This is a genomic window from Cryobacterium sp. TMT1-62, assembly GCF_004403145.1.
Lineage (GTDB): Bacteria > Actinomycetota > Actinomycetes > Actinomycetales > Microbacteriaceae > Cryobacterium > Cryobacterium sandaracinum.
This window is the reverse complement of the sequence record NZ_SOGZ01000034.1, coordinates 17269-40363: the sequence shown is the minus strand read 5'-3', so window position 1 is coordinate 40363 and position 23095 is coordinate 17269. Positions and strand designations below refer to the sequence as shown.

Annotated in this window: 24 protein-coding genes; 9 read left to right on the top strand and 15 right to left on the bottom strand. The window is 67.8% G+C overall.

The window, feature by feature from the left end; genetic code table 11:
- Positions 1 to 6: 6 nt before the first annotated feature.
- Positions 7 to 2235 carry an MMPL family transporter gene (locus E3T34_RS09825; RefSeq protein WP_134342872.1) on the bottom strand — a complete coding sequence of 743 codons (2229 nt, stop codon included), beginning with the start codon at positions 2233 to 2235 and terminating at the stop codon, positions 7 to 9.
- 347 nt (positions 2236 to 2582) lie between these two features.
- Positions 2583 to 2945: a hypothetical protein gene (locus tag E3T34_RS09820; protein WP_134342871.1), complete on the bottom strand. Its 363-nt coding sequence runs from the start codon at positions 2943 to 2945 to the stop codon at positions 2583 to 2585.
- 279 nt (positions 2946 to 3224) lie between these two features.
- Between E3T34_RS09820 and E3T34_RS09815 the strand changes: the two genes are divergently transcribed.
- The gene (locus tag E3T34_RS09815) at positions 3225 to 4133 is read left to right on the top strand and encodes a hypothetical protein (RefSeq protein WP_241977384.1); all 909 of its coding nucleotides are present in this window, start codon (positions 3225 to 3227) and stop codon (positions 4131 to 4133) included.
- Here the strand turns inward: E3T34_RS09815 and E3T34_RS09810 are convergent.
- The gene (locus tag E3T34_RS09810) at positions 4120 to 5055 is read right to left on the bottom strand and encodes a DnaJ domain-containing protein (protein WP_104102128.1); all 936 of its coding nucleotides are present in this window, start codon (positions 5053 to 5055) and stop codon (positions 4120 to 4122) included. The genes E3T34_RS09815 and E3T34_RS09810 overlap by 14 nt on opposite strands.
- 145 nt (positions 5056 to 5200) lie before the next feature.
- On the opposite strand from E3T34_RS09810, the gene E3T34_RS09805 reads away from it, so the two are divergent.
- The gene (locus E3T34_RS09805; protein ID WP_241976878.1) at positions 5201 to 5848 is read left to right on the top strand and encodes a DUF1345 domain-containing protein; all 648 of its coding nucleotides are present in this window, start codon (positions 5201 to 5203) and stop codon (positions 5846 to 5848) included.
- 9 nt (positions 5849 to 5857) lie between these two features.
- Here the strand turns inward: E3T34_RS09805 and E3T34_RS09800 are convergent, their stop codons facing one another.
- The 3 genes from E3T34_RS09800 to E3T34_RS09795 all read right to left on the bottom strand — a co-directional run bounded on the left by E3T34_RS09800 (position 5858) and on the right by E3T34_RS09795 (position 7137).
- Positions 5858 to 6163 carry a hypothetical protein gene (locus E3T34_RS09800; protein WP_134342870.1) on the bottom strand — a complete coding sequence of 102 codons (306 nt, stop codon included), beginning with the start codon at positions 6161 to 6163 and terminating at the stop codon, positions 5858 to 5860.
- 26 nt (positions 6164 to 6189) lie between these two features.
- Complete coding sequence (locus E3T34_RS15860; protein ID WP_158250294.1) at positions 6190 to 6354, bottom strand: hypothetical protein; 165 nt, start codon at positions 6352 to 6354, stop codon at positions 6190 to 6192.
- 69 nt (positions 6355 to 6423) lie between these two features.
- Positions 6424 to 7137 carry an SOS response-associated peptidase gene (locus tag E3T34_RS09795; protein WP_134342869.1) on the bottom strand — a complete coding sequence of 238 codons (714 nt, stop codon included), beginning with the start codon at positions 7135 to 7137 and terminating at the stop codon, positions 6424 to 6426.
- Positions 7138 to 7266: 129 nt separating this feature from the next.
- Here E3T34_RS09795 and E3T34_RS09790 point away from each other — a divergent pair, with 129 nt between their 5' ends.
- Both E3T34_RS09790 and E3T34_RS09785 read left to right on the top strand, forming a co-directional pair.
- Positions 7267 to 8103 (top strand): DUF3097 domain-containing protein, encoded by an 837-nt coding sequence (locus E3T34_RS09790; protein WP_104102232.1) that lies wholly within the window; start codon positions 7267 to 7269, stop codon positions 8101 to 8103.
- A gap of 248 nt (positions 8104 to 8351) precedes the next feature.
- A complete protein-coding gene (locus E3T34_RS09785) occupies positions 8352 to 8555 on the top strand; it encodes a cold-shock protein (protein ID WP_035840308.1) in 204 nt (67 codons plus the stop codon).
- A gap of 103 nt (positions 8556 to 8658) precedes the next feature.
- Here E3T34_RS09785 and E3T34_RS09780 read toward each other — a convergent pair whose 3' ends face one another.
- Positions 8659 to 9138, bottom strand: coding sequence for an Lrp/AsnC family transcriptional regulator (locus tag E3T34_RS09780; RefSeq protein ID WP_104102139.1), 480 nt, complete (start codon positions 9136 to 9138; stop codon positions 8659 to 8661).
- Positions 9139 to 9244: 106 nt separating this feature from the next.
- Between E3T34_RS09780 and E3T34_RS09775 the strand changes: the two genes are divergently transcribed.
- On the top strand, positions 9245 to 10543 hold the full coding sequence (locus tag E3T34_RS09775) for a PLP-dependent aspartate aminotransferase family protein (RefSeq protein ID WP_134342868.1): 1299 nt from the start codon (positions 9245 to 9247) through the stop codon (positions 10541 to 10543).
- A gap of 89 nt (positions 10544 to 10632) precedes the next feature.
- On the opposite strand, the gene E3T34_RS09770 is transcribed toward E3T34_RS09775, so the two are convergent.
- On the bottom strand, positions 10633 to 12447 hold the full coding sequence (locus tag E3T34_RS09770) for a DEAD/DEAH box helicase (RefSeq protein WP_104102145.1): 1815 nt from the start codon (positions 12445 to 12447) through the stop codon (positions 10633 to 10635).
- Between the two features lie 56 nt (positions 12448 to 12503).
- Between E3T34_RS09770 and E3T34_RS09765 the strand changes: the two genes are divergently transcribed.
- Positions 12504 to 13292, top strand: coding sequence for an SGNH/GDSL hydrolase family protein (locus E3T34_RS09765; RefSeq protein ID WP_104102147.1), 789 nt, complete (start codon positions 12504 to 12506; stop codon positions 13290 to 13292).
- A gap of 403 nt (positions 13293 to 13695) precedes the next feature.
- Here the strand turns inward: E3T34_RS09765 and E3T34_RS09760 are convergent, their stop codons facing one another.
- Both E3T34_RS09760 and E3T34_RS09755 read right to left on the bottom strand, forming a co-directional pair.
- On the bottom strand, positions 13696 to 14928 hold the full coding sequence (locus tag E3T34_RS09760; RefSeq protein WP_104102150.1) for a D-alanyl-D-alanine carboxypeptidase family protein: 1233 nt from the start codon (positions 14926 to 14928) through the stop codon (positions 13696 to 13698).
- 26 nt (positions 14929 to 14954) lie between these two features.
- A complete protein-coding gene (locus E3T34_RS09755; protein WP_104102152.1) occupies positions 14955 to 15758 on the bottom strand; it encodes an RNA methyltransferase in 804 nt (267 codons plus the stop codon).
- A 101-nt stretch (positions 15759 to 15859) separates the two neighbouring features.
- On the opposite strand from E3T34_RS09755, the gene E3T34_RS09750 reads away from it, so the two are divergent.
- Positions 15860 to 16720, top strand: a complete 861-nt coding sequence (locus E3T34_RS09750; protein ID WP_104102155.1) for a Sir2 family NAD-dependent protein deacetylase — start codon at positions 15860 to 15862, stop codon at positions 16718 to 16720.
- Between the two features lie 52 nt (positions 16721 to 16772).
- Positions 16773 to 17372, top strand: coding sequence for a histidine phosphatase family protein (locus E3T34_RS09745; RefSeq protein ID WP_134342867.1), 600 nt, complete (start codon positions 16773 to 16775; stop codon positions 17370 to 17372).
- Here the strand turns inward: E3T34_RS09745 and E3T34_RS09740 are convergent.
- Together E3T34_RS09740 and E3T34_RS09735 are read right to left on the bottom strand one after the other, a co-directional pair.
- Positions 17360 to 18496 (bottom strand): glycosyltransferase family 1 protein, encoded by a 1137-nt coding sequence (locus E3T34_RS09740; RefSeq protein WP_134342866.1) that lies wholly within the window; start codon positions 18494 to 18496, stop codon positions 17360 to 17362. The genes E3T34_RS09745 and E3T34_RS09740 overlap by 13 nt on opposite strands.
- Positions 18493 to 19392: an alpha/beta fold hydrolase gene (locus tag E3T34_RS09735; RefSeq protein ID WP_134342865.1), complete on the bottom strand. Its 900-nt coding sequence runs from the start codon at positions 19390 to 19392 to the stop codon at positions 18493 to 18495. The genes E3T34_RS09740 and E3T34_RS09735 overlap by 4 nt, the downstream gene beginning before the upstream one ends.
- Before the next feature lie 405 nt (positions 19393 to 19797).
- On the opposite strand from E3T34_RS09735, the gene E3T34_RS09730 reads away from it, so the two are divergent.
- Positions 19798 to 20484, top strand: a complete 687-nt coding sequence (locus E3T34_RS09730) for a 3'-5' exonuclease (RefSeq protein ID WP_104102165.1) — start codon at positions 19798 to 19800, stop codon at positions 20482 to 20484.
- A 114-nt stretch (positions 20485 to 20598) separates the two neighbouring features.
- Here the strand turns inward: E3T34_RS09730 and E3T34_RS09725 are convergent, their stop codons facing one another.
- The 3 genes from E3T34_RS09725 to glgA all read right to left on the bottom strand — a co-directional run bounded on the left by E3T34_RS09725 (position 20599) and on the right by glgA (position 23060).
- Entirely contained in the window at positions 20599 to 20850 is a 252-nt protein-coding gene (locus E3T34_RS09725) for a type B 50S ribosomal protein L31 (RefSeq protein WP_104102169.1), read from the bottom strand.
- 149 nt (positions 20851 to 20999) lie between these two features.
- A complete protein-coding gene (locus tag E3T34_RS09720) occupies positions 21000 to 21782 on the bottom strand; it encodes an ABC transporter ATP-binding protein (protein WP_104102172.1) in 783 nt (260 codons plus the stop codon).
- A 96-nt stretch (positions 21783 to 21878) separates the two neighbouring features.
- Positions 21879 to 23060: a glycogen synthase gene (glgA, locus tag E3T34_RS09715; protein WP_134342864.1), complete on the bottom strand. Its 1182-nt coding sequence runs from the start codon at positions 23058 to 23060 to the stop codon at positions 21879 to 21881.
- Positions 23061 to 23095: the final 35 nt, after the last annotated feature.

Here is a 23095-nt window from a genome sequence, read left to right as displayed (position 1 = left end):
GCCGCCCTACTCCCGCATCCCGAAGCGGGCGTAGATCGGATGCAACCACCTCGGCGCCCACCAGAGGCCCTTCTCGAGCGAGGTCATCACAGCGGGAACCACGATGGTGCGCACGAGGGTCGCGTCCAGCAGCACGGCCACGGCGAGGGCGACGCCGATCTGTTTCATCTGCAGCAGATTGCCGGTCGCGAACCCGGCGAACACGATCACGATGATCAGGGCCGCGGAGGAGATGATCCGGCCCGAGCTCTGCAGACCCGTCTCGATAGCGAGCCGCGTGGCCTCACCCGCCTCGTAGTGCTCCTTGATCCGGGCGAGCAGGAACATCTCGTAGTCCATGGCCAGGCCGAAGCCGAAGGTGAGCACGAGGGTCAGAACCAGAGGGTCCACCCCGGCGATCGTATCGGCATCGAAATCGAGCAGGCCTGCGAGATTTCCCTCCTGGAAACCCCAGACCAGGATACCCACGGAGGCGCCGAGCGAGATGACGCTGATCACGAGGGCGGTGAGCGGGATGACCACGGAACCGGTCATCAGGAAGAGCAGCAGGAACGTGGCCCCGGCGATGATCAGGGCAGCCCAGGGCGCGCCGGCGACCAATGAGTCGACATAGTCGACCGACGCGGCATCCGTGCCGCCGACCCAGTGGTCGAAGTCGGGCCGGTAGTCCCGGATCTCCCGCACAACGGCCGGGCCCGCGTTCTGGTCGACGCCGACGCGCGACACCCAATGCCCGTTCACCAGGGCCGGTGGTGTCGTGCCGGTGACCTTCGGCAGCGTCGCCACCTCCTCGGCCCAGGCCGCGGCGGACGCCTCATCGGTGTCCGAGACGAGCTGCACCAGCGGGGCCGTGGCGAGGGGGAAGTGGTCGTTCAGCGCCGTGACGAACCCGTACTGGGTCGAGGCCTTCGGGATGGCGTCGGCGCCGCCGCTGGACACATTGATGTTTAGCGCGGGGCTGCCGAGCAGGAGGAGCACGGCGATGCCCCCGAGCGCCACGAGCACGGGCGCCCGTTGCACGCGGCGAGTCAGCCGGGAGAAGACGCCCTCCCGGGGGGCGACGTCGCCGAAACGGGTCAGGAGGGGACCGAGGCCGGGGATGCGGGTCAGCAGGCCCGGCTTCAGCAGCCGTTCGCCGAAGTACCCGAGCAGAGCCGGCACAAGAACGAGCGCCGTCAGGATGGCGATCAGCACCACGGAGACCGCGCCGATGGCGATGGCACGGATGATCGTCGGTTCGAAGACCAGCAGGCCCACCGTGGCGATGGCGAAGGTCAGACCGGAGTAGAGCACCGTGCGGCCGGCCGTGTCCGCCGTGATGCCCACCGCCTGCAGCATCAGCTCGTGACGTTCCGTACGCGTTTCGCTGTCGCCGGCCCGCTCCACGAGTGCCCGGAACTCCTCGCGGAACCGGCTGACGATCAGGAGCCCGTAGTCGATGGAGAGCCCCAGCCCGATCACGGTGATGACGTTGAGCACCGTGGTGTCGATTTCCATCAGGTAGCTGAAGCCGAAGAGGGCCCCGAGAGCGCCGGCGATCGACGCCAACGCCCCGATCAGCGGGATGCCGGCCGCCAGGAATCCGCCGAAGATGACCAGCATCACAAGGAGGGCGATCGGCAACGCGATCAGCTCGCCCTTCTGCAGGTCGGCCTCGGCGACCGCCACCAGGGATTCCACCAGGAGCGGGGTTCCGCCGACTTCCACGGTGGCGTCCGGCTCAAGCTGCCGGACCTCGTCGGCCGCCACGCCGAGCCGTTCTTCCACCTCGCCCAGCAGGTCATCACTGAGGTCACCGTCTGGTGCCACCATCTGGGCGTTCAGCAACAGTCCGGTGCCGTCGGGCACCAGGAGAGGCATCGCAGCCGGGTTCGGCGAGCCGTCAGGGAGCGGTGGGATGGCGAGCGGGTTGATGACCTCGGTTACCCCGTCGACTTCCAACAGGTCGGTCGTGGCCGCGGTGAGGATCAGGCCCAGGTCCGGGGCGGACAGGTCGACGTCGTGGATCAGCAAAGAGAGAGATTCCGTGTCTGCGCCCTCGGTGCCCTGCAGCAGATTGGCTGCGTGGCTGGCCTCGCCTTCAACGGTGGGTCCGGCGCTGGAGAGCCGCTGGAAAAGGTTCTCCCCCGTCACCCCGATCAGTGCCGTCGCCACGCACGCGGCGATCGTGAGCGCCCAGAGCAGCAGAGAGGTGAACCGGTGACGGGCGATCAAAATGCCCAGTGTGCGCAGCATGGCAGAAGTCCTCCGGTCTCAGGCGGCTACCGCCAAATTACTCCACCCGGCGCCGACGGACCGACACCTGTCGGGTGCCGGGACACACCGCGGGAGGTGTACGCTCGGAGTTATGCCCCGTATACCCATGGGGGTATAGTCCGGGTTGGCCTGATCGCTGCCACTTGGGACGAACGTGCGCCGCAAGATCCTTGTCGGTCGAGTCCGGGGCTCTGCGACAACTTCATCCCGAACGAATTCGACGGAGATTCTGCTCTAAACAGCGCCCGTGGGCTAAAAAACGGGAGTTTGACCTAAAGTTCCGTCGAATTGGTTCGAGACCGGAGACGACCAGGACTCACACTCACCTAGGGTGCCTCGTCGACGATGCCGATGAATGCGTTGCCGATGCCGTCGACCTCGGTGCGTTTGAGGCCGGCGGCGGCATCTGGGAGTTCCTCGGATCCGTGGTAGTCACAGGTCAGATAGGTGAAGGCGGGCCACCACTTCTTGGGACGCGCGGCTTCGGAGAACCCGCAGACATCACAACGTAGTTCCACCCAGACCGGCTTCTTGCCGGTGCGGTTGGCCCGAGACTGCACGAGCCACGCCGGCGGGTTGCGCTCGATCTCGGCCAGTTCAGCCTCCGACATCCGGGAGGGCAGTTCGTGGCGCTGCGCCATTTCGATCGGGATATCCAGGCGCAGGGCGGCGATTCGTCGGGTAATCATCTTGACCAAGGATAGGCGTTCCCGGGCCGGGTAGCCTCGTCGGCTACGGCACTCCCTGCGTCAAACTCGACTTTCTCGACCCGTCGACGTCGGCCGAGGCCCGGAGCACCAACGGTGCGATCACGGTGGGGCTGCCGGCGGACGGGGTGACCTACCGGGTGGACGCCCGCGCGACCAACGGCGAGAGTGACAGCGGGTCGGTCCCGAGCGACTCCTCTTCCCGCCGCTCCATCACTGCGGCGACCGCCAACGGGAAGGTGACGGCCGAAGGGGCCGCCCATGAAACACTGGGGTATGCGCGATACCCTCTCTCCCCTCGGCCTGCTGCTCGACGTGGACGGGCCGATCGCCAGTCCGGTGTCCCGGACCATCGCCATACCGAGCATCATCACGGATCTGATCAGCCTGGCCGGAGCCAACGTTCCGATCGCATTCATCACCGGGCGGTCGTCGACATTCATCCGCGAGAAGGTTGTCGCGCCCCTCCGCGCAGTCGGACTGCCCGAGTCGATGCGCATGTACGGGGTCTGCGAGAAGGGAGCCGTCTGGTTCCCGATCACTGCCGCGGGGATGGGCGAGATCGTCGTCGATGACAGCGTGGCCCTGCCGACCGCCGCCGTGGATATGCTGCGCAACCTCGTCGTCGACGGGTTCAGCGACACGATGTTCTTCGACGAGACCAAGCAGGCCATGGTCTCGGTCGAGCAGCGCACGGATGCCGACCACGGCCGGTACCAGGCCGCCGCGGTGGAGTTCAACGAGGCCGCATTCGGGGTGATGGTTGAACTCGGGCTGGGCATCCGTTTCGGTGATCGAGTCGTTCCGGACCAGGCCGGCACCGTGGGATTCCGGATCGACCCGACGATCATCTCGACCGACATCGAGTCGGTCACCCTGGACAAGGACCGCGGCGCGGAGCGGGCGCTGGCCTTTTTCTCCGAATCGGGAACACTCCCCCGGGTCTGGCGCTCGGTCGGCGACTCGCGCAGCGACTACCTGATGGCCGACCACCTGCATGCCGCCGGCTATGACGTCTCGCATGTGGATGTGCGGCCGTCCGACGGTATCCTCGAGCGCCCCTACCCCGTGATCGTAGAGGGGTCCCTGATCCACGACGCGGCCGGCGCAGAATTCCTCCGGTACTGGGCCGACAAGCTGGGCCTGCGCGAAGCGGCTACTCCGAACTGAAGCGGATGCCGTCCTGCAGGCGGCTCCGCAACTCGAACACCTTCTCGAAGCTGCCGCGGTCCATTCCGGGCAGCCCGCTGCGCAGCACCCCGATCAGCCGTGACCTCGGCAGCGTGATCACGGTCGGGCGCCGGCCACGTCCGGGGACCGTCAAAGGGTCAGTCAGGGCCTCGTCGGGCAGCACGACCAGCACAGCGGTGAACCTCACCCGCAGCGACTTCGCCAGAGCCCGCACGACACCCTCGACGTCTTCGATCGGACGAACATCGGGGCCGAGGGCGTCACCGACGAGCTCCCCGCGCCGAAGCTGCACCGGCCCGCCCCAGTCCTCGGACAGGACCGCGAACAGTCCCGCCGGGCCGAGCACGACGTGATCGACCTTGCCGCCCTGCATGCCGGCAGCCACATCATGCCAGGCCGTGAAGCCGATCCCGAGGGCGGAGACGAGTTGCGCCGTTGATTCCTCGGCCAGAGCCTTCGCCAGCCAATGCCGGATCTCCCGCGGCGCCGAACGGATCAGCGTCGGGGCATACGGGTCATCGATAGAGGTTCCGCGCCCGGCCCATTCCCGAAGCAGTTCGAGGTAACGCTGGCGCGCCTCCCCACCCGGATGGCCGTACATGCGCGCGCGCGGCCCAGCCTGCGTGGCCTGCCCACGGCCGGCTCCGGAGGCGTAGGCGGGGCGCTCCGGCTCGGGGAACGCGTCCGGGTACCGGCGGCGGTCATAGTCGGCGCGCCCCTCCGGGGTTCCCACCCGCTCCCACGCGATCTGAACGAGGTGGAAGGCGGCGGCGTCTCCGCCGACGTCCGGATGCGTGTGGCGCAGCAGGCGACGGTAGGCACGACGAAGTTCGTCGTCACTTGCCGACGGGCTGACGCCGAGTACCTCGTAGGGCGACGCCGCGGTCGGGCTATCTGACATCCAGCGTTCTCTTTCAGCGTTAGTGCGGCCGGCAATGGAACAGCCAGCCAATCGTTCCCTCACACTACCGACCCTGGCTGGCATAACACCGGATGCGCCCCGGGCCTCGGCCCGCAGAGACCCGATTTCATGGCACGATCAGCATATGACGACGCACGGCCAACGCCTCCACCGCTCGAGTACCCGACTTATCGGCATGTTCGCGGTGGGTGTCGTCGTCGCTGTTCTGGCCGGGGTGTGCGGGAGCTGGACCCTGGCTCCGATCGCGGGCTGGGCGGCCGCCTGCGTGACGTATGTCACCTGGGTGTGGATCACCATCGGCCCCATGGACAACCAGAACACGGCCAGCCATGCCACCCGGGAGGATTCGTCCCGAGGTGCCGCCGACATCCTGATTCTTCTCAGCAGCCTCGGCAGCCTCGGCGCTCTGGTGTTCCTGCTGGTGGGGACCGACACCAGCTCGGTCACCGCACGGGGAATCCTGGCGGCGGCGGCGGTGCTCAGCGTCGGACTCTCCTGGATTCTGGTGCACACCCTGTTCACGCTCCGCTATGCCTCGCTCTACTACTCCGGGCCCGACGGCGGGGTGGATTTCAACCAGGCGGTGCCACCGAGTTACGGGGATTTCGCCTACCTGGCCTTCACAATCGGGATGACTTTCCAAGTGTCAGACACCAGTCTGCAAACGCACGCAATTCGGATGACGGCGTTGCGCCACAGTCTGCTCTCGTATCTGTTCGGCTCGTTCATCTTGGCTACCCTGATCAACCTGGTGGCCGGCCTGTTGCGCTGACGAGGCCCGTCAGTCGGCAAACTCCCGGACCGGGCGCACAGTGCTCCCGCCGAAGACGACCACCCACACGCCAGCGTCGCCGTCCACGGTCAGCCCGTCGGGGTAGCCGGCCGCGGCCGGAAAGCCGGCACAGGGAAATAGGCCAGGGAACCGGCCATCCGAGTCGCAACCGCCCTCGTTCATCCCCAGGCCGGGAACATTCGAGAGCACGTCCAGCTTGGTGACCGTTCCCGCGGCGTCTCCGAGCGCGAACCCTCGTTCGAGCGCGAGAACGGCTCCGCCGACACTTCGGGGCCGGAGGGCCGCCGCGATCAAGCCGACATGGTACCGGGGGCTGCGACCTAGTCGCGGAGGATCTGCACCGGGATGGCCACGGCCAGGGAAACGCAGAGGATGCCGCTGAGGAAGATCGGCAACTGCCAGGCCGTCACCTCGAACGCGAACCCGAACAGCCAGAGACCGAAGACGAAGATGGCCATTGCGACGGTGAAGGCGACGGCGTTCATGGTGCGATCCTTTCGAGCGATGCCCGCACTGCACGCCGGGCCGATGAGTCGAGCGTACCCGGTCGAGCGTCAGACCGTCGACGGCGCCCCGACGGGCTCGATGAGTTCCGGACCGTCACCGCGCACCGGGGCGACCTCGTGATAGCTCAGGCTCTCGACGGTCTCCCGGGCGGCGGCCACCGCGGCGTCGACCAGGGCCTGGTCACCCGGAGTATGGGGGTCGAGCCACTGGTCCCACCATTCTTCCGCCAGAATCACGGGCATCCGGTCGTGGAGGGCGGCCAGGGGACCCTCGGCGTCCTGGGTGAGAATCGTCGCGGACAGTACCCACCGGGCCGGGTCGTCGTCGGCCAGGGCCGGATTGCGCCACCAGGAATAGAGGCCGGCGAAGGCCAGTGGAAGACCGTCGTCTGAGTGGATGAAGTACGGAGTCTTCACGGTGCCGTCCGTGTGCCACTCGTAGTAGCCCGTGGCCGGGACCAGCGCGCGCCGGGAGGCGACCGAACTCTTGAAGGTGGGCTTCTCCGCCGCCGTTTCGGCACGGGCGTTGAAGGTGGCGAAGGACGACTGCAGCTCGGTCGCGAATGAGGGGACCAGGGACCAGCGCGCGCCCTCGAGCCGGCGCACAACCGGCCCGGCCTTGGCTGACTCGAGCACGATCGGGATCTTTTCGGTGGGTTTGATGTTCCACGACGGTTCCGGCAGGTTCTCGCCCTCGTGCTCGACGTCGAACATCGCGGCGAGATCGGACGCCGTGTCCGTGATGATGAATCGACCGCACATGGTGACAGGTTACTACCGGACGCCGACACCCCGGCCTGAGAGCGCAGACCGTGCCGGCCATCCGCTAGCGTCGATTCCGGTGTCGGCGAGGCGCAGGAGCGAGGAAGACCGTCAATGGACGAGCGGAACATGCAGGATCGGTACAGTGCGGATGTACTTTCCCCCGGCTGGCGGGACGCTGGCCGGAAGGTCATTCCGACGCAGGAAGCCATGCCCGATCTGGTCGTCGAAGAGGTCGCGACCGGTTTTTGCGGTGCCGTGGTGCGGATCGAGAAGAAGATCGTCACCCTGGAGGACCGCCACGGTCAACTGCGCCTGTTTCCGCTCGGCGGCGGATTCTTGATTGACGGCGAGCCGGTGGTGCTCGTCGTCCCGGTCAGGGCGGCGCCGCAGGGCCGCGCCCGCACCGCCTCGGGATCGATGGCCGTGCGGGATGCCCCGGCGCGGGTGGCCCGAGCCAGCCGCATCTTCGTCGAGGGCCGGCACGACGCCGAGCTTGTGGAGAAGGTCTGGGGAGCCGATCTACGGATCGAGGGGGTCGTCGTCGAGTACATTGAGGGCGTCGACAACCTCGAGGAGCTCCTGCAGGAGTTCCGCCCGGGACCCACCCGGCGGGTCGGGGTGCTGGTCGACCACCTGGTGCCCGGATCGAAGGAAAGCCGGATCGCCGACGCCGTGGCGCGCGGACCGCACGGCCGGAATGTGCTCGTGGTCGGGCATCCATATATCGACGTATGGCAGTCCGTGAAGCCGAACCGCCTGGGAATCACGACGTGGCCCGCGATTCCGCGCAGCATCGAATGGAAGCACGGGATCTGCGAGGCCCTCGGCTGGCCCCACGAGGACCAGGCCGATATCGCCCGGGCCTGGCAGCGGATCCTGGGTCGGGTGCGCACATTCGCCGATCTGGAGCCGCAACTGCTGGGCCGGGTGGAGCAGCTGATCGACTTCGTCACCACCGAGTAGTGCAGGGTGCGCCCTGATCGGGTCATAACCTGCAATCAACGTAACGCTTTGGAACCGAATTGGCACGGAATCTGGATGCACCGCGGCGATGTGGGCTAGGGTTGTCTCAGTAGTTGTAGTGCTTGCACGTCTTATAACGCGGTGACCTCGGTCGCCGCGGCGTATTCCTTTCGGAAGCGGACGACGAATACCGCGACGAACGGCCTCGAAAGTCGGGGCCTTTCTAACACTCCTGGAGGAGTTTCATAATGGCAACAGGTACCGTGAAATGGTTCAACGCTGAAAAGGGCTTCGGCTTCATCGCTCCCGACGACGGAAGCGCCGACGTGTTCGCGCACTACTCCGCGATCGCATCGAACGGCTACAAGTCGCTCGACGAGAACCAGAAGGTCGAGTTCGAGGTAACCCAGGGCCCGAAGGGTCCTCAGGCCGAGAATATCCGCGCCCTCTAAAGTTCGCAACTGCTCAACTAGCGAGGCGGCTTTCCGAGTCGCATAGCTCACGAGCTTCGACAACGCCCCTGCTTCGGCAGGGGCGTTGTCTGCGTTAAGCGAACTATTTGACGAGGTCCTGCCAGCCGTCACCGTCGACGTACTCGAAGATAAGGTTAGTCTCGGTGTGCGCAACCGCCGGATGCTCCGCCAGATGCTGCAGGACGAAGTCACGCAGGTCCGACGCGTCCGCCGCGGCCACGTGCAGCAGATAGTCGTCGGCGCCGGCGGTGTGGAACAGGCCGATCACCCCGGGCCAGTGCGGCGCCGCCGCCCGGAACGCGTCGATCTGCACGCGGGCGTGCTTGACCAGACGAACCGAGATCAACGCCTGCAGGGACGCGCCCAGCGCGGCCAGGTCGATATTCGCGCGATAGCCTCGGATGTGCCCCAGCTGCTGCAGCCGGCGCAGGCGTAGCGACACGGTCGACTCGGCGACGCCGATCTCCGCGGCCAGCGCCGCACCGGAGGCACGGGCGTTGACGGACAGCGCACGCAGGAGCGCCCGGTCGACCCGGTCGATTTCGGCTTTCTTCGGTTCCATCGGCCTACTCTTTCTTCCGTGAGCAGTTTATGCGAAAGCTTTCGCTGATTCGCAAGGGTCTGCAAGGATGATTGCGCCGTGCGGCAGAATCTGTTTGTGTCTGTGCATGACGCCAACGCTTCCGCTGCCGCCCCTGCCTCCCCGCGGACCTGCCCTGCGGCCATCGGCCCCGCACCCAGACACGGTTGCCGTGCACGGCGGGATGGCCGGGCTGACAGCGGCCGGTTCGCATGTGCCCGTGATCGACCTCTCCACGACCAATCCGCTGGCGGGAGTCGAGTGCGGCGGGGACTCCTACGAGAACCTCGCCACCGGAGGTACGATCCGCGAGGGCGATTCCGCGGTGTACCAGCGACTCTGGCAGCCCGGAGTCGCCCGGTTCGAAACGGCGCTGTCGGCCCTGGAGGGCACCGAGGGCACCGTCGCCTTCGCGAGCGGAATGGCCGCGCTGGCGGCCGTGCTGATCGCATCCGTGGCCGGCGGCACGCCCCACGTGGTGGCCCTCCGGCCGATCTACGGCGGTACCGACCATGTGCTCGCCACCGGGCTGCTCGGTACGACTGTGTCGTGGGTCGATCCCGACGGGGTTGCCCAGGCAATCCGGCCGGACACCGGGCTGGTCATTCTGGAGTCCCCAGCGAACCCGACGCTGGCGCTGACCGACATCCGTGCCGTGGTCGCGGCGGCCGGCAGCGTGCCGGTGCTGGTCGACAACACGTTCGCCACCCCGGTGCTTCAGCGCCCGGTCGATTCGGGCGCCTCGCTGGTGCTGCACAGTGCGACCAAATTCCTGGGCGGCCACGGAGACGTGATGGGCGGCACGGTCTCCGGCCCCGAGCACTGGATGGTGCGCCTGCGCCAGGTGCGGGCCCTGACCGGCGGTGTGCTGCATCCGTTCGCCGCGTATCTGCTGCACCGGGGGCTGCGCACGCTGCCGGTGCGTGTGCGCGCCCAACAAGCAACCGCCGGCGCCGTCGCGGAGCGCCTCGCGGGTCACCCCGCACTGGCCCGGGTACTGTACCCAGGGCTGCCCGGGCAGGACCCGCTGGGGCTTTTGGGCCGTCAGGCGAACGGGGCCGGGTCTATCATCGCCCTCGACCTCGCGGGCGGTTTCGATGCGGCCGTGCGCTTCACCGAGGCTTGCACGCTGATCACGCACGCGGTCTCCCTCGGCGGCGTGGACTCGCTCGTGCAGCATCCGGCCTCCCTGACCCACCGCCCGGTCGAGGCCGGCGCCCGGCCCGGTGCCGGGATCGTGCGCCTTTCGATCGGCCTCGAGCACGTCGACGACCTGCTCGCCGACATCCTCGCCGCCTTGGACGTAGTGATGGACGTCACTCCCGACGGGGCGAAGGTCGTGGTGCCGAACACCGCGGCCGCCGAACCCCAGGACGCCGTCGCCTGAGAGGCCGATTCGGTCGAGAGTAGCCGTTCAGCGGGTCACTCCCGCCCGGAACGGGCACCCGCGACGCTCAAATGCGGTTCCGCCGCGGGTCAGCTGCGGCCGAGGCGGCGGCGGAGCAGGTCGATCCGTTTTTGCAACTGGGTGACGCTGGCCTGTGCGACGGCGGGCCCGCCGCACTCGCGCCGGAGTTCGGCGTGCACCATGCCGTGGGGTTCGCCGGCGAGCTTCGACCACATGCCCACCAGACTCGCCAGCAGCGTGCGCTGCTCCTTGAGCGTGCGATAGAGCGGTGGCGGGTCCACCGGGGCGACCTCGCCGGTGACGGGATCCTTGCGTCGGTCGGTGGAGCGCTTGGCTTGCCGGTGCTGGCGCTGACGCAGCAGCTCGGAGACCTGCTCAGGCTCGAGCAGACCGGGGATGCCAATGAAGTCGAACTCCTCGTCGGTGCCCGGTTCCGCCAGCTCGCCGAACTCGTCGCCGTTGAACATCACCATGTCGAAGGTGGCCTGGGAATCGATGGCCTGCCAGGTGAATTCCTCGCCGAGGTCGTCGGAGGCCTTCTCCGACTTGTTGGCGTCGGCGACCATGGCGTCTTCGGGGTTGTACATGCCGTCGTCGCCGTCGTCGCGGTTGCTGCGGTCGAGGGCGTGGTCGCGCTCCAGCTCGAGCGCGTTGGCCAGGCTGAGCAGGCTGGGCACATTGGGCAGGAAGATGGACGCCGTCTCACCGCGGCGCCGGGCCCGCACGAACCGGCCGATGGCCTGCGCGAAGAAAAGCGGTGTGGAGGCGCTGGTCGCGTAGACGCCCACGGCCAGGCGCGGCACGTCGACCCCCTCCGACACCATCCGCACGGCCACCATCCAGCGCGAGGTGTTGTGCGCGAACTCGTCGATCCGGTCGCTCGACTCCTTCTCATCGGAGAGTACGACGGTCACCGACTCCCCCGAGATCTCCTGCAGGATGGCCGCGTACGCGCGCGCCATGGTCTGGTCGGTGGCGATGACGAGGCCACCAGCATCCGGGATGCCGTGGCGCACCTGGGTGAGGCGCAAATCGGCGGCGCGCAGCACTGCGGGGATCCACTGCCCGGTGGGTTCCAGGGCGGTGCGCCAGGCCTGGGAGGTGATGTCCTTGGTGTTACCCTCGCCGAGTTTGGCTTCCATCTCGTCGCCGGCGCGGGTGCGCCACTTCATATGCCCGGCGTAGACCATGAACATGACCGGGCGCACGACGCCATCTTCGAGGGCCCGGCCATACCCGTAGTTGTAGTCGCTCTGGGACAGACGGATGCCGTGCTCGTCGGGCAGGTAACTCACGAACGGGATCGGCGAGGTGTCAGATCGGAACGGGGTGCCGGTGAGCGAGAGGCGTCGGGTGGCCGGCTCGAACGCCTCCCGGATTGCGTCACCCCAGCTCAGCGCGTCCCCGCCGTGGTGCACCTCGTCCAGGATTACAAGGGTGCGGTTGGACTGGGTCAGCTGCCGGTGCAGCGCCGCCCGGCTGGCCACCTGGGCGTAGGTGACGGCAACGCCGTGGTAGTGGTTGCCGTAGCGACCGTTGGCGTTCTTGAAGTTGGGGTCGAGCCGGATGCCCGCCCGCGCCGCGGCATCCGCCCACTGGCGCTTGAGGTGCTCGGTGGGCGCGACCACCGTGATGCTGTCGATCAGTCGGCGGGCCTTCAGCTCGGCGGCGAGCCGCAGAGCGAAGGTGGTCTTGCCGGCGCCCGGTGTCGCCGCGGCGAGGAAATCACGTGGCTGGTGCACGAAATACGCTTCCAGCGCTTCCGCCTGCCAGGCCCGCAATTTGCCGGCCGTGCCCCACGCGGCACGCTCCGGAAACGAAGGCGAGAGATGCTCGGCTGCACTCGTCCCCTGGGCAGGACCGAAAGGGGGTGGAGTATTCACGTCATACGAACTTACCCGGTGAACGGACTGCCGTGATGCGGGGGGAGAATGGAGCAATGACGACGCCGATGCATCCGTGGTCCCGCTATGTCGCCCTCGGGGACTCCTTCACCGAGGGGGTGGGTGATCCCGAGCCGACGAGTCCGGGTGGGAACCGGGGCTGGTCGGACCGGGTCGCCGAGGTGCTCAGCCAGGGCACACCGGACTTCGCCTACGCGAACCTCGCCGTGCGGGGCAAGCTGATCCGCCAGATCAGCGTGGAACAGGTGGAGACGGCGCTTGCGCTGCATCCGGATCTGATCACTTTCTCCGGGGGCGGCAACGACGTACTCCGGCCGGGATCCGACCCCGACCTCATCGCCGCCCGGGTCGAGGAGCAGGTGCTCCGGCTGAGTCGCGATAACGCCACCATCGTGCTGTTCACGGGCGCCGATGTGGGCTTCTCCCCCGTTTTCCGTGGTATTCGGGGCAAGATCGCGATCTATAACGAGAACCTGCGCGCGGTCGCGACGAAGTATGACTGTGTCGTCGCCGACCTCTGGTCGCTGACCGAGATTCAAGATGCCGGCATGTGGTCTGCGGACCGGCTGCACCTGAACGCCCTCGGCCACCATACCGTCGCCCGGATGGTGCTTTCCGATCTCAACGTGCCCAATGCCCTCGAACCCCGGAAGCCCGAGCCAATGCCAGGGCGCACCTTCCGGGAGGCCCGCACGGAGGACATGCAGTGGGCGCGGGAGTACCTGTTGCCGTGGGTTCTGCGCCGTATCCGGCACCAGTCCTCCGGCGACCACGTGCTGCCCAAGCGCCCAGATGCCCGGCCGTTCAGCCAGCCCCGGCACTAGACCGGCTCAGCGGCGGCGAGCCCGCGCCGCCCGGCGTCCGGCCGACGGTGTCCGGTCACCAGCGTCCGGTCACCAGCGTCCGGTCACCAGCGTCCGGTGTCGAACCAATTCGACGGAGATTCTGGGGAAAATCCGGGTTTCCGATTGATTACGGCCGAGTTTGAGAAAAAACTCCGTCGAATTCGTTCGGGCAACGGGGCTACGGGGCGGAGCGCGAAAGGTGGGCCCGAACCCGACAGGCGCTGCTTCGGATCCGGCCGGAAATGTGGCTAACTCAGGAGATCCGACCGGCTGGGGCGGGCATCGTCACCGGTTCGGCACTGGTCCGCAGTGGCCGGTGAGTGCAGGCGACGGATGTCCTGAGTTGGCCACACGCGCGGGCTCGGCCCGGCCTCACGTGCGACTAGCCCGCGGCCAGCTCGGCCGGGTGGGTGAAGCGCCAGGCGGCACCCGGGTCGGTCAGCTCGCGCTCGAGCACCAGCGGCACGCTCACCGTGGTCTCCCCCACCTGGAAGTCGATCGCACCGGCCGAGTCGCCGACCTCCCCGAGGGTGACCGGGCGCGCCGCCGGAACGGCCGTGATGGGCGTGTCCGACCAGACCACGGCGAAGGCCGCCTCCGCGGCGACCGCCCGACTCTTCTGCCCCCACTGGGTGGCGTAAGTCGCGTAGGCGGCACCCTTGTCGGCCAGGCTTACCGCGCGGAAACCGGGTTCGACGCTGTCGAGCAGGTCCACGATCGACGCATTCAGCTCGGGATGAGTGTCGCCGCCGAGCATGACGCCGACCAGGGTGATGGTCTCGCCGCCGACCGTGAAGTCGGCCGAGTACAGGAGGCAGGCGCCTGCCTCGTCCGTGGTTCCGGTCTTCATCCCGGTGACACCGTTGGAGCCGAGGAGCTTGTTGGTGTTGGTTACCGTGCCGACGGTCGGCAGGTCGGACGTCTCCATGGACACGATCTCGGCCAGGACGGAGTCGGCCAAAACAAGCTTGCCAATCTTGACCAGGTCGCCCGGACTGCTCACGCTGGCCGGCGACAGCCCACTGGTGTCGGCCACCGCGGTGTCGGTCAGACCGTTCGCGGCCAGCCAGGTTTCGGCCTCCGCCAGGTAGGCATCCACGGAACCGAATGCCCAGATCGCCAGTGAAATGCTGTAGTTGTTCGCGGAGGGCAGGAGCATGGCCTCGAAGGCCTCACGCTGGCTGAGCACCATGCCGGCGGACACGGGCGCGACCGAGCCGTCCTCGGCCAGCACGTCGTAGTAGATGTCGACGTCGTCGTCGGTGAACCGGATGTCCGGGCCGGGCTCGTTCAGGCTCAGGGGTTTCTCCTCGAGCAGCACGAGTGCGGTGACCATCTTCGTGATGCTCGCGATCGGCATCGATTCCTGGTCGCCGGTGGAACCGAGCAGCCCCGGGTAGCCGACCGCACCGATGGCGCCCGCACCGGCATCCGGCCAGATCAGCTCGGCGGCCGGCTGGGTGAGCGCGGCCGGTTCGATCAGTTCGACGGCCGCGGCCGGCACCGGGGCCAGCCCCGTGCCGGCCAGGTAGCCGACCCCGCCCAGGGTGAGAACCAGTGCCGCCGCGAAGGCAACCCGACGGCGAAGGAACGTTTGGCGTCGGGTCAGTGGCATCCGACGACTCTACCAAGCGCCCGCGTTCAGACGCGCAGAGCGTACAGCGCGACGGCGCTGGCCGAGGCCACATTGAGCGAGTCGACGCCGTGGAGCATGGGGATCGTCACGACGGTGTCGGCGGCCGAGAGAGCCTGGGTGCTGAGCCCATCGCCCTCGGCGCCGAGAATCAGGGCCAGCCGTTCCGGCGCGTTCCCGGCGAACTGCGGGAGGCTGACAGCGTCGTCGGACAGTGCCAGGGCCGCGAGGTGAAAACCGGCCCCGTGCAGCATCGGGGCGGCCTCGCTCCATTCCGGCAGTCGGGTCCACGGCACCTGAAGCACCGTGCCCATGCTCACCCGCACACTGCGCCGGTAGAGCGGGTCTGCGCAGCGCGGCGTGATCAGGACGGCGTCCGCGCCGAGACCGGCGACCGAGCGGAAAATGGCGCCCACGTTGGTATGGTCCACGATGTCCTCGAGGATCACAATGCGCCGCGCGTCCCGGATCACCTCGTGCACCGGCGCCAGATCCGGGCGGTGCATCGCCGCCAGCGCACCGCGGTGCAGGTTGTAGCCGGTGAGCCGTTCGAGAACGGATGCCGCGCCGACGTACACGGGCACGTCCGGCCAGTCCGCGAGCAGCGGCAGCACGTCGGGCAGCCACTGCTGCTGCAGTAGCACGGACCGCGGGCGGTGGCCGGCCGCGAGGGCTCGGGTGATGACTTTGCTGGACTCGGCGATGTACAGCCCGCCGGCCGGTTCGGAGACACGGCGGAGCGCGACATCTGTCAAGCGCGAGTAGTCGGCGAGACCGGGCAGGTCAAGGTTTTCGATGGGGACGATCTGCACAGCGGGACGCCTTTCACGGGGATGATCCGTCCAGCCTGCCAGTTCCCTCCCCCAGTCGAAAACCGGCGAGTTTAGACTCGGTGTACACAGGATGGAGCTCCATGACCACCGAAACGCTTCCGGTCGCCATCGGCGCCGCTGCCGCCGCTCTGGATGCCGTGGCCGAGGTGCTCCGCGGTCGCCACATCGCGGTGCTGACCGGAGCCGGTCTGAGCACCGATTCCGGCATTCCCGATTACCGTGGGAAGGGTGCCCCCGTGCGCACCCCGATGAACTTTCAGACCTTCGTCGGCGACGAGCGGGCGCGCAAGCGTTATTGGGCCGGCAGCCACCTCGGCTGGCACCGGTTCCGCTCTGCGGAGCCCAACCTCGGGCACCGGTCCCTCGCCCGGCTGGAGCAGAGCGGACTGATCAGCGGGGTCATCACGCAGAACGTGGACGGCCTGCACACTCGCGCCGGGTCGCGGCACGTCGTGGACCTGCACGGGTCGTTGGACCTCGTCGTCTGCCTGGACTGCGGTCAGGCATTCGGCCGCGACAGTGTGGCCGCGCGCCTCGAAGCGGCCAACCCGACACTGATGACACCGGGCGACGTGCGCACAGCCCCCGACGGCGATGCGGAGGTGTCCGACATCGACGGTTTCACCATTCCCGACTGCACGGTCTGCGGCGGTATGCTCAAGCCCAACGTCGTCTTCTTCGGCGAGCTGGTGCCGACGGTGAAGTTCACCGAGGCCACGGCGCTCGTCACCGGTGCGGAGGCCCTGGTCATCGCCGGCTCGTCCCTGTTTGTGAACTCGGGCATCCGTCTGCTGGAACAGGCCCGGCGCCGCAAGCTGCCGATCGTCGTGATCAACCGCGGCGAGACCAAGGGCGACGGCCGGGCACTGCTCAAGCTGGAGGCGGGCACGTCGGAGTCGCTGGCGGGGCTGGCCGACCGCCTCGCCGGCGCACCGGCGTGAAACAGGCCCGGTCCACCACCACCCCCACCCCCGCGACAACGGAAACGGCAGGATGACCAGACTTTCGATCGTGCGGCACGGACAGACCGAGTGGAACCTGCACACGCGGATCCAGGGCAGCACAGACATCCCCCTCAACTCGACCGGCCGGGCGCAGGCCGCCGAGGCAGGCCTGAGGTTGAGATCCCGGCGCTGGGACACCATCGTGACGAGCCCTCTGGACCGTGCCCACGAGACGGCCCGGATCATCGCCGGCGAGCTCGGCTTGCCGAGCCCGGAGGTCATCCCGGAGCTCACCGAGCGCCATCACGGCCAGATCGAGGGACTCACGTTCGCCGAACGACAGCGTCGCTTTCCCGACGACGTGCCCGTTCCCGGCCTCGAGACGCGCCAGGAGGTGCTCGACCGGGTGCTGCCGGCCTTCGGGCTGCTGGCCGCCGCGCGCCCCGGACAGTCTGTGCTGGTCGTCTGTCACGGCGGGGTGATCGGAACCCTGCTGCGCCATAGCACGGCCGGGGAACGGCCGCGCCAGAACGAGATCATCGCCAACGGCTCGGTGCACGACTTCGTCTGGCGGGACGGTCGGCTGGGGCTGACGCATTTCGACGCCACCCTGCGCGGCCGAGCCGAGAACACGCACTACACAGGCTGAACCGGCTGCTCCGCGTCGATGCCGGGGCCCGTAGCCGTCTCGGTCCGCGTGCCGGGGTCATCCGCGGTATCGGTGCCGGTGAGCAGTTCCAGGAGCCGCCGGGCCGAATCGCGCCAGGTGAAGCGTTCCGCCTCGATGACGGAGGCTGTGGAGCGGGCCGCCCACTCCCCCGCGCCCAGCCGCCGCACGGCCAGGGCGAGCGCGTCGGTGCTGGCCGGGTCGAAGTAGAGCGCAGCGTCGCCGCCGATCTCGCGAAAGATCGGGATGTCGCTCACCACGACGGGGATGCCGAGGCTCATCGCCTCGACGAGCGGGATGCCGAAGCCCTCGTCCAGAGACGCCGTGACCAGCGCGGTCGCGGAGCCCAGCACCCGCAGGTACTCATCGTCGGTGACGCCGTTGTGGAACACCAGCGTCGCCTGCGGCGCCAGGGCGGTCAGGCGTTCCCGTTCCTGGTCGCTCACCTGGCTCATCAGGTGAAGCTCATGGCCCGGTAGTTCCGCGGCTGCGCGCACCAGAGTGTCCACGTTCTTGTACGGCATGAACGAGCCCATGTAGACCAGGCGACCCGTTTCCGCAGCGGCACGTCCGGCGGGCGGCGTCGACCGCGTGTCGGCGGCGTTGTGGATGACCGTGACCGGCCGCCGCGTCAGACGGTTGTCCCGGATCAGGTCCCGGGTAGTCTCGGAGACGGTGACGACGCCGTCGGCCCGGTTCAGGAGTATCCGCTGCGGCCACCACGATAGGTGATACAGCCGCCAAATCAGGCGCAGCAAACCGGGCAGGTCCCGCGGCGGGGTGCGATTGCGGTAGTAGATCAGGTCGTGCACGGTGAGGAGCAGCCGGTACTTCCGGCCCCAGGATCCCATCGTCTGCATCGGAGAGAACACGACGTCGGGCTTCAGCTGGTTGATCTGGAGGGCGATGAACGGCTCCCGGATGCTGGTCGGGGCACTCACGAGCTGCCAGGGCAGATCCGGAAGCAGGTCGAGCTGCCGGTGGTCATTGATCAGCATGGTGACCGGGTGGAGCTTGCCCAATTCCGTGACCAGCCCGGCCGTGTACCGGCTGATGCCGTCGTGCCGGTCGAATCGGGTGTAACGGCAATCGAAGACGATTCTCACTTCGTCTCCCTTTCGCCGAGGAAGCGGCGCAGGGCGTCCGCCGCCTGCGCCGGCACCTCGTAGTGGATCAGGTGGCCGACGTCGGGGATCACCTGCAGGGTGGCATCGGGAAACAGCTTCTGCAGCCGGTATTGCGCTGCGACCGGCGTGATGTCGTCTTTCTCCGCCGCGATCAGCAGCGTGCGCTGCGGGATGCGACCGGCGAACTCGCTGACGTCGGAGCCGACCGATGCGGTGAAGGCTTCCAGCACAACCCGGCGATCCGCGAAGGCGGAGAAGTAGCGGTCGTGCTGGTTGTGGATCCAACGGCGCAGCTCGGGGTCCCCCGTCTTCGCCATGGTCACGCTCATCACGCGGACGATGACGCGGTTGCGCAGCAGGGCAAAGCCGAGCCGTTCGGGCAGACGCGCGGCCACCCGGTAGTAGAACACCGCCAAGCGGGTGAGGATACCGCGCGGCCCGGCCAGGGCAGGTGCGGCGATGGGGTTCACCAGAACCACGTCGTCGGCGTGCAGTCCCCCTGCGACGGATGCCGCGACGATGATCGACCCGAACGAGTGCCCGAGCACCACCCTGCGCCCGGTCAGACCCAGAGCTGCCACGAACTCGGCCAGCCACCGGCCGTAGCCCGCGATGTCGTGTCGGCACCCCTGGAGCACGCCGGACTCGCCGAAACCGGGAAGATCCGGTGAGATCATGCGGAATCCAGGAAGCTGGGCGACCACGGGCTCCAAGCCGTGGTGGTCGCCGCGGAAGCCGTGCACCATCACGATGGTGGTGTGCGCGGTTGGATCGCCGTACTCCCAATACCGCGTTTCGCTGCCCAGCACCGGGACGTCCCGGACCCTGACAGGGATCCGGACGAGCTGTGAATCGTAGGGCGAAGGAACATTCATCGTCCCAAGTTTAGGGCGGCCGACGGCTGTCGCCGGACGCCCTCGGGCGGGAGGGAACGCAATGAGCTTCACCGCCCCGATCAAGCGTCACCCGGGACCCGCGCTGGTACCGCCGCGCCGTGTCCTCCGAGCTGATGGTGCGCTCCTCCGGAGACCGCAACGGCGACGGGACCGGTGACTACGCCGGACGCATCTCCACAGAGACACGGAGAACTCGAACTGGGCCCTCGACTCCGTGCGGTGCCGGTTCTGCGACCACCGCTTCTTCTTGAACCAGCCGGACCTCAACTACTTTTCCCACAACCCGATCGCCTTTCGGATCGAAGACTCGGTGCTGGCCGACCTGCCAGCGGGCCGACGCCCGAGGCGCCCGGGGATGACGGTGGTCGGCCCTAGGCTTTCCCCATGAGCAACTGGAGTGACACCCTCGCCGTTTTCGACCTTGAGACGACCGGCATCGACGTGGAGACGAGCCGCATTGTGTCGGCCACCGTCGCGATCATCGATGTGACCGGGGAGGTGCTCGAACGCGTGGACTGGCTCCTGGATCCCGGAATCGAGATCCCGGCCCAGGCCACCACCGTACACGGCATCACGACCGAGCATGCCGCCGCGAACGGCCGGGTCGCCGCCGACGGGGTGGCCGAGATCGTCGCGACGATCCGGGAGCACCTCGCCCGGGGTCTTCCTCTGGTGGCGTACAACGCGCCCTACGACCTCACCCTGCTCAACCGCGAGTCGATTCGCTACGGGGTTGCCCCGCTGGTCTCACCGTCGCCGGTGGTCGACCCGCTCGTCATCGACAAGGCCCTCGACCGGTACCGCAAGGGCAAGCGCACCCTTGCAGTGACCAGTGCGTTCTACGGTGTGCCCCTCGATGACGCGCACGACTCCGGGGCGGATGCGATCGCGGCCGGCCGAGTAGCCCAGGCCATCGCCCGGGCGCATCTGAAGACCCTGCCGGTCACAGTCGGCGAGCTGCACCTGCTCCAGGCACAGTGGTCCGTGCAGCAGGCGGAAAGCTTCCAGGCCTACATGCGCCGCGAACGCGACCCCGCGTTCGTCGCTGCGGGCGGCTGGCCCGAACGCTGACCCGGCAGCACCCGAGCAACAGCGACACCAGACCCAGAGCAGCAACATCGAAAGGGCGGCCAGCCGAAGCTGGTCGCCCTTTCGATGTGCAGGATGCCGCGGTATGGCGCGGTTCTACTTGCCGAAGCCCTTGTAACGCGAGTTGAACTTCTCGACGCGGCCGGCGGAGTCCATGATCCGCTGCTTGCCGGTGTAGAACGGGTGCGACTCCGACGAGATCTCAACGTCGATGACCGGGTACGTGGTTCCGTCGGTCCACTCGATGGTCTTGGAGCTGGAGACCGTCGAACGGGTAAGGAACGTCGCACCCGACGCGAGGTCGCGGAAAACCACGGGAGCGTACGTGGGGTGAATGTCAGACTTCATGAAGACTTCCTTATTGCTGTTCGATTGGTGAGTTGCGCTTCGATTAGCGAGTACAGACTCGCCAGGTGCGGCAGAAAAAACCGTGCGGCCCAAGGACCGACTGTCGAGTTTAGCAGAATCCACTGGCTGTGACCGCCATCCGGTGGCGGTCAGATCGCGCGGGCGCTGAAACGTCCGTCGGTCTCGTGCAACTCGATGGACAGACCGAACGCCTCGGTCAGTGACTCCGCGGTCAGCGCGTCGGCGATGGGCCCGGCGCTGACGATGCGGCCGTTGGACAGGAGCAGGACGTGCGTGAAGCCGAGGGGGATTTCCTCGACGTGGTGGGTGACCATGATGATCGCCGGCGACCCCGACTCGCTCGCGTAGCCGCCGAGGAGCTGCAGCAGTTCCTCGCGCGCGCCGAGGTCGAGGCTGGCGGCCGGCTCATCCAGAAGCAGAACCTCGGGGTCGGTCATGATGGACCGCGCGATCTGCACCCGCTTCTGCTCGCCGTCGCTCAGCGTGCCGAACTTACGGTCGGACAGAGTATCGAGCTTCCACTCGCCCAGCACCCGCTGGGCGCGGCGCTCATCGATGGCTTCGTACTCTTCGGTCCAGCGCCCGGTGACGGAGTACGCGGCCGTCATCACCACATCGAGGACCTTCTCGTTCGCGGGGACCCGGCGGGCCATCGCCGTCGAGGCGAACCCGATCCGCGGCCGCAGCTCGAAGAGGTCGGTGCGTCCGATCGGTTCGTCAAGAACCACGGCACTTCCGCTCGACGGGTGGATGAGGGCGGCGGCGATCTGCAGCAGCGTGGTCTTGCCGGCGCCGTTCGGGCCCAGGATCACCCAGCGCTGGTCGTCATCAACACTCCAGTTCACTGAGTCGAGGATGGGTGTGCCATCCCGGACGACGGAGACGTCGGTGAAGTGGAGAACGTTGACCATAGAGCCATGTTATCTGCCGCCGCCGATGCCCAGACACGCGAAACGGGTGCCGGGCATTCCTGCAGCACCCGTTTGGGCGGTTAGTCGGAGCCCGACTCAGAGTAGTGAGGCGTAGATCTCCCGGGTGCGGGTGGCGATTTGGGTCCAGCTGAACATCTGCTCGGCCCTGACCCGGCCGGCTCGGCCCATCGCGGCGGCGTTGGCCGGGTCGGCGAGGACCTCGATCAGGGTGCGCGACAGGTCTGAGACGAAAAGGTCGGCATCGATGGGAGTTCCGGTTCCGTCGGTGGCCTGATCGATGGGCACGAGCCGGCCGGTCACGCCGTCGGCGACCACCTCGGGGATGCCCCCGGTGGCCGTCCCGACGACCGGCAGCCCGCAGGCCATAGCCTCCAGATTGACGATGCCGAGCGGTTCGTAGACCGACGGACAAACGAAGACGGTGCCGGCAGTGAGCACGGCGGCCAGGTCGTGCTGCGACAGGAGGCGATCGATCCAGACCACGCCGGAGCGTTCGCGCTGGAGGGCCTCGACCCCGGCCGTGACCTCGGCCAGGATGCCCGGGGTGTCGGGGGCGCCGGCGCAGAGCACCAGCTGCACCTCCGGTGGCAGCAGGGCTGCCGCGCGGAGCAGGTAGGGAAGCCCCTTCTGCCGGGTGATGCGGCCCACGAAGACCACGGCCGGTCGGTCCGGGTCGATGCCCAGTGCCCGCACGGTGTCCCGGTCGTCCGTGGGCTTCCACCGTTCGAGGTCGATGCCGTTGTAGACGACGTGCACCCGAGCAGCGTCAAGTGCTGGATAGCTGCGCAGGATGTCGCGGCGCATCCCACCGCTGACGGCGATGACGGCATCCGCGGCTTCGAAGGCGGTGCGTTCGATCCAGCTGGAGACCCGGTAGCCTCCGCCGAGCTGCTCGGCCTTCCACGGGCGGAGCGGCTCGAGGCTGTGCGCGGTCACAACGTGCGGGATCCCGTGCAGGAGCTTCGCGAGGTGACCGGCGCCGTTGGCGTACCAGGTGTGGGAGTGCACGATGTCGGCGCCCTCCACGTCCTGCGCCATCTGGAGGTCGACGCCGAGCGTGGCCAGCGTCGCATTCGCGCCGGCCAGTTCCGCCGGCACCTCATACGCGTGGGTGTCGACGGCGTCGCGGAGCGCGCCGAAACATCGCACGGAGACGTCGATGTCGGTGCGAAGGGCCTTCACAAGCTCCGCCACATGCACGCCTGCTCCGCCATAAATCTCCGGGGGGTATTCCTTGGTCAACAGATCCACTCGCATGAGGCAAAGCTAGCGCAGGCTGGCCGGAGGCACAC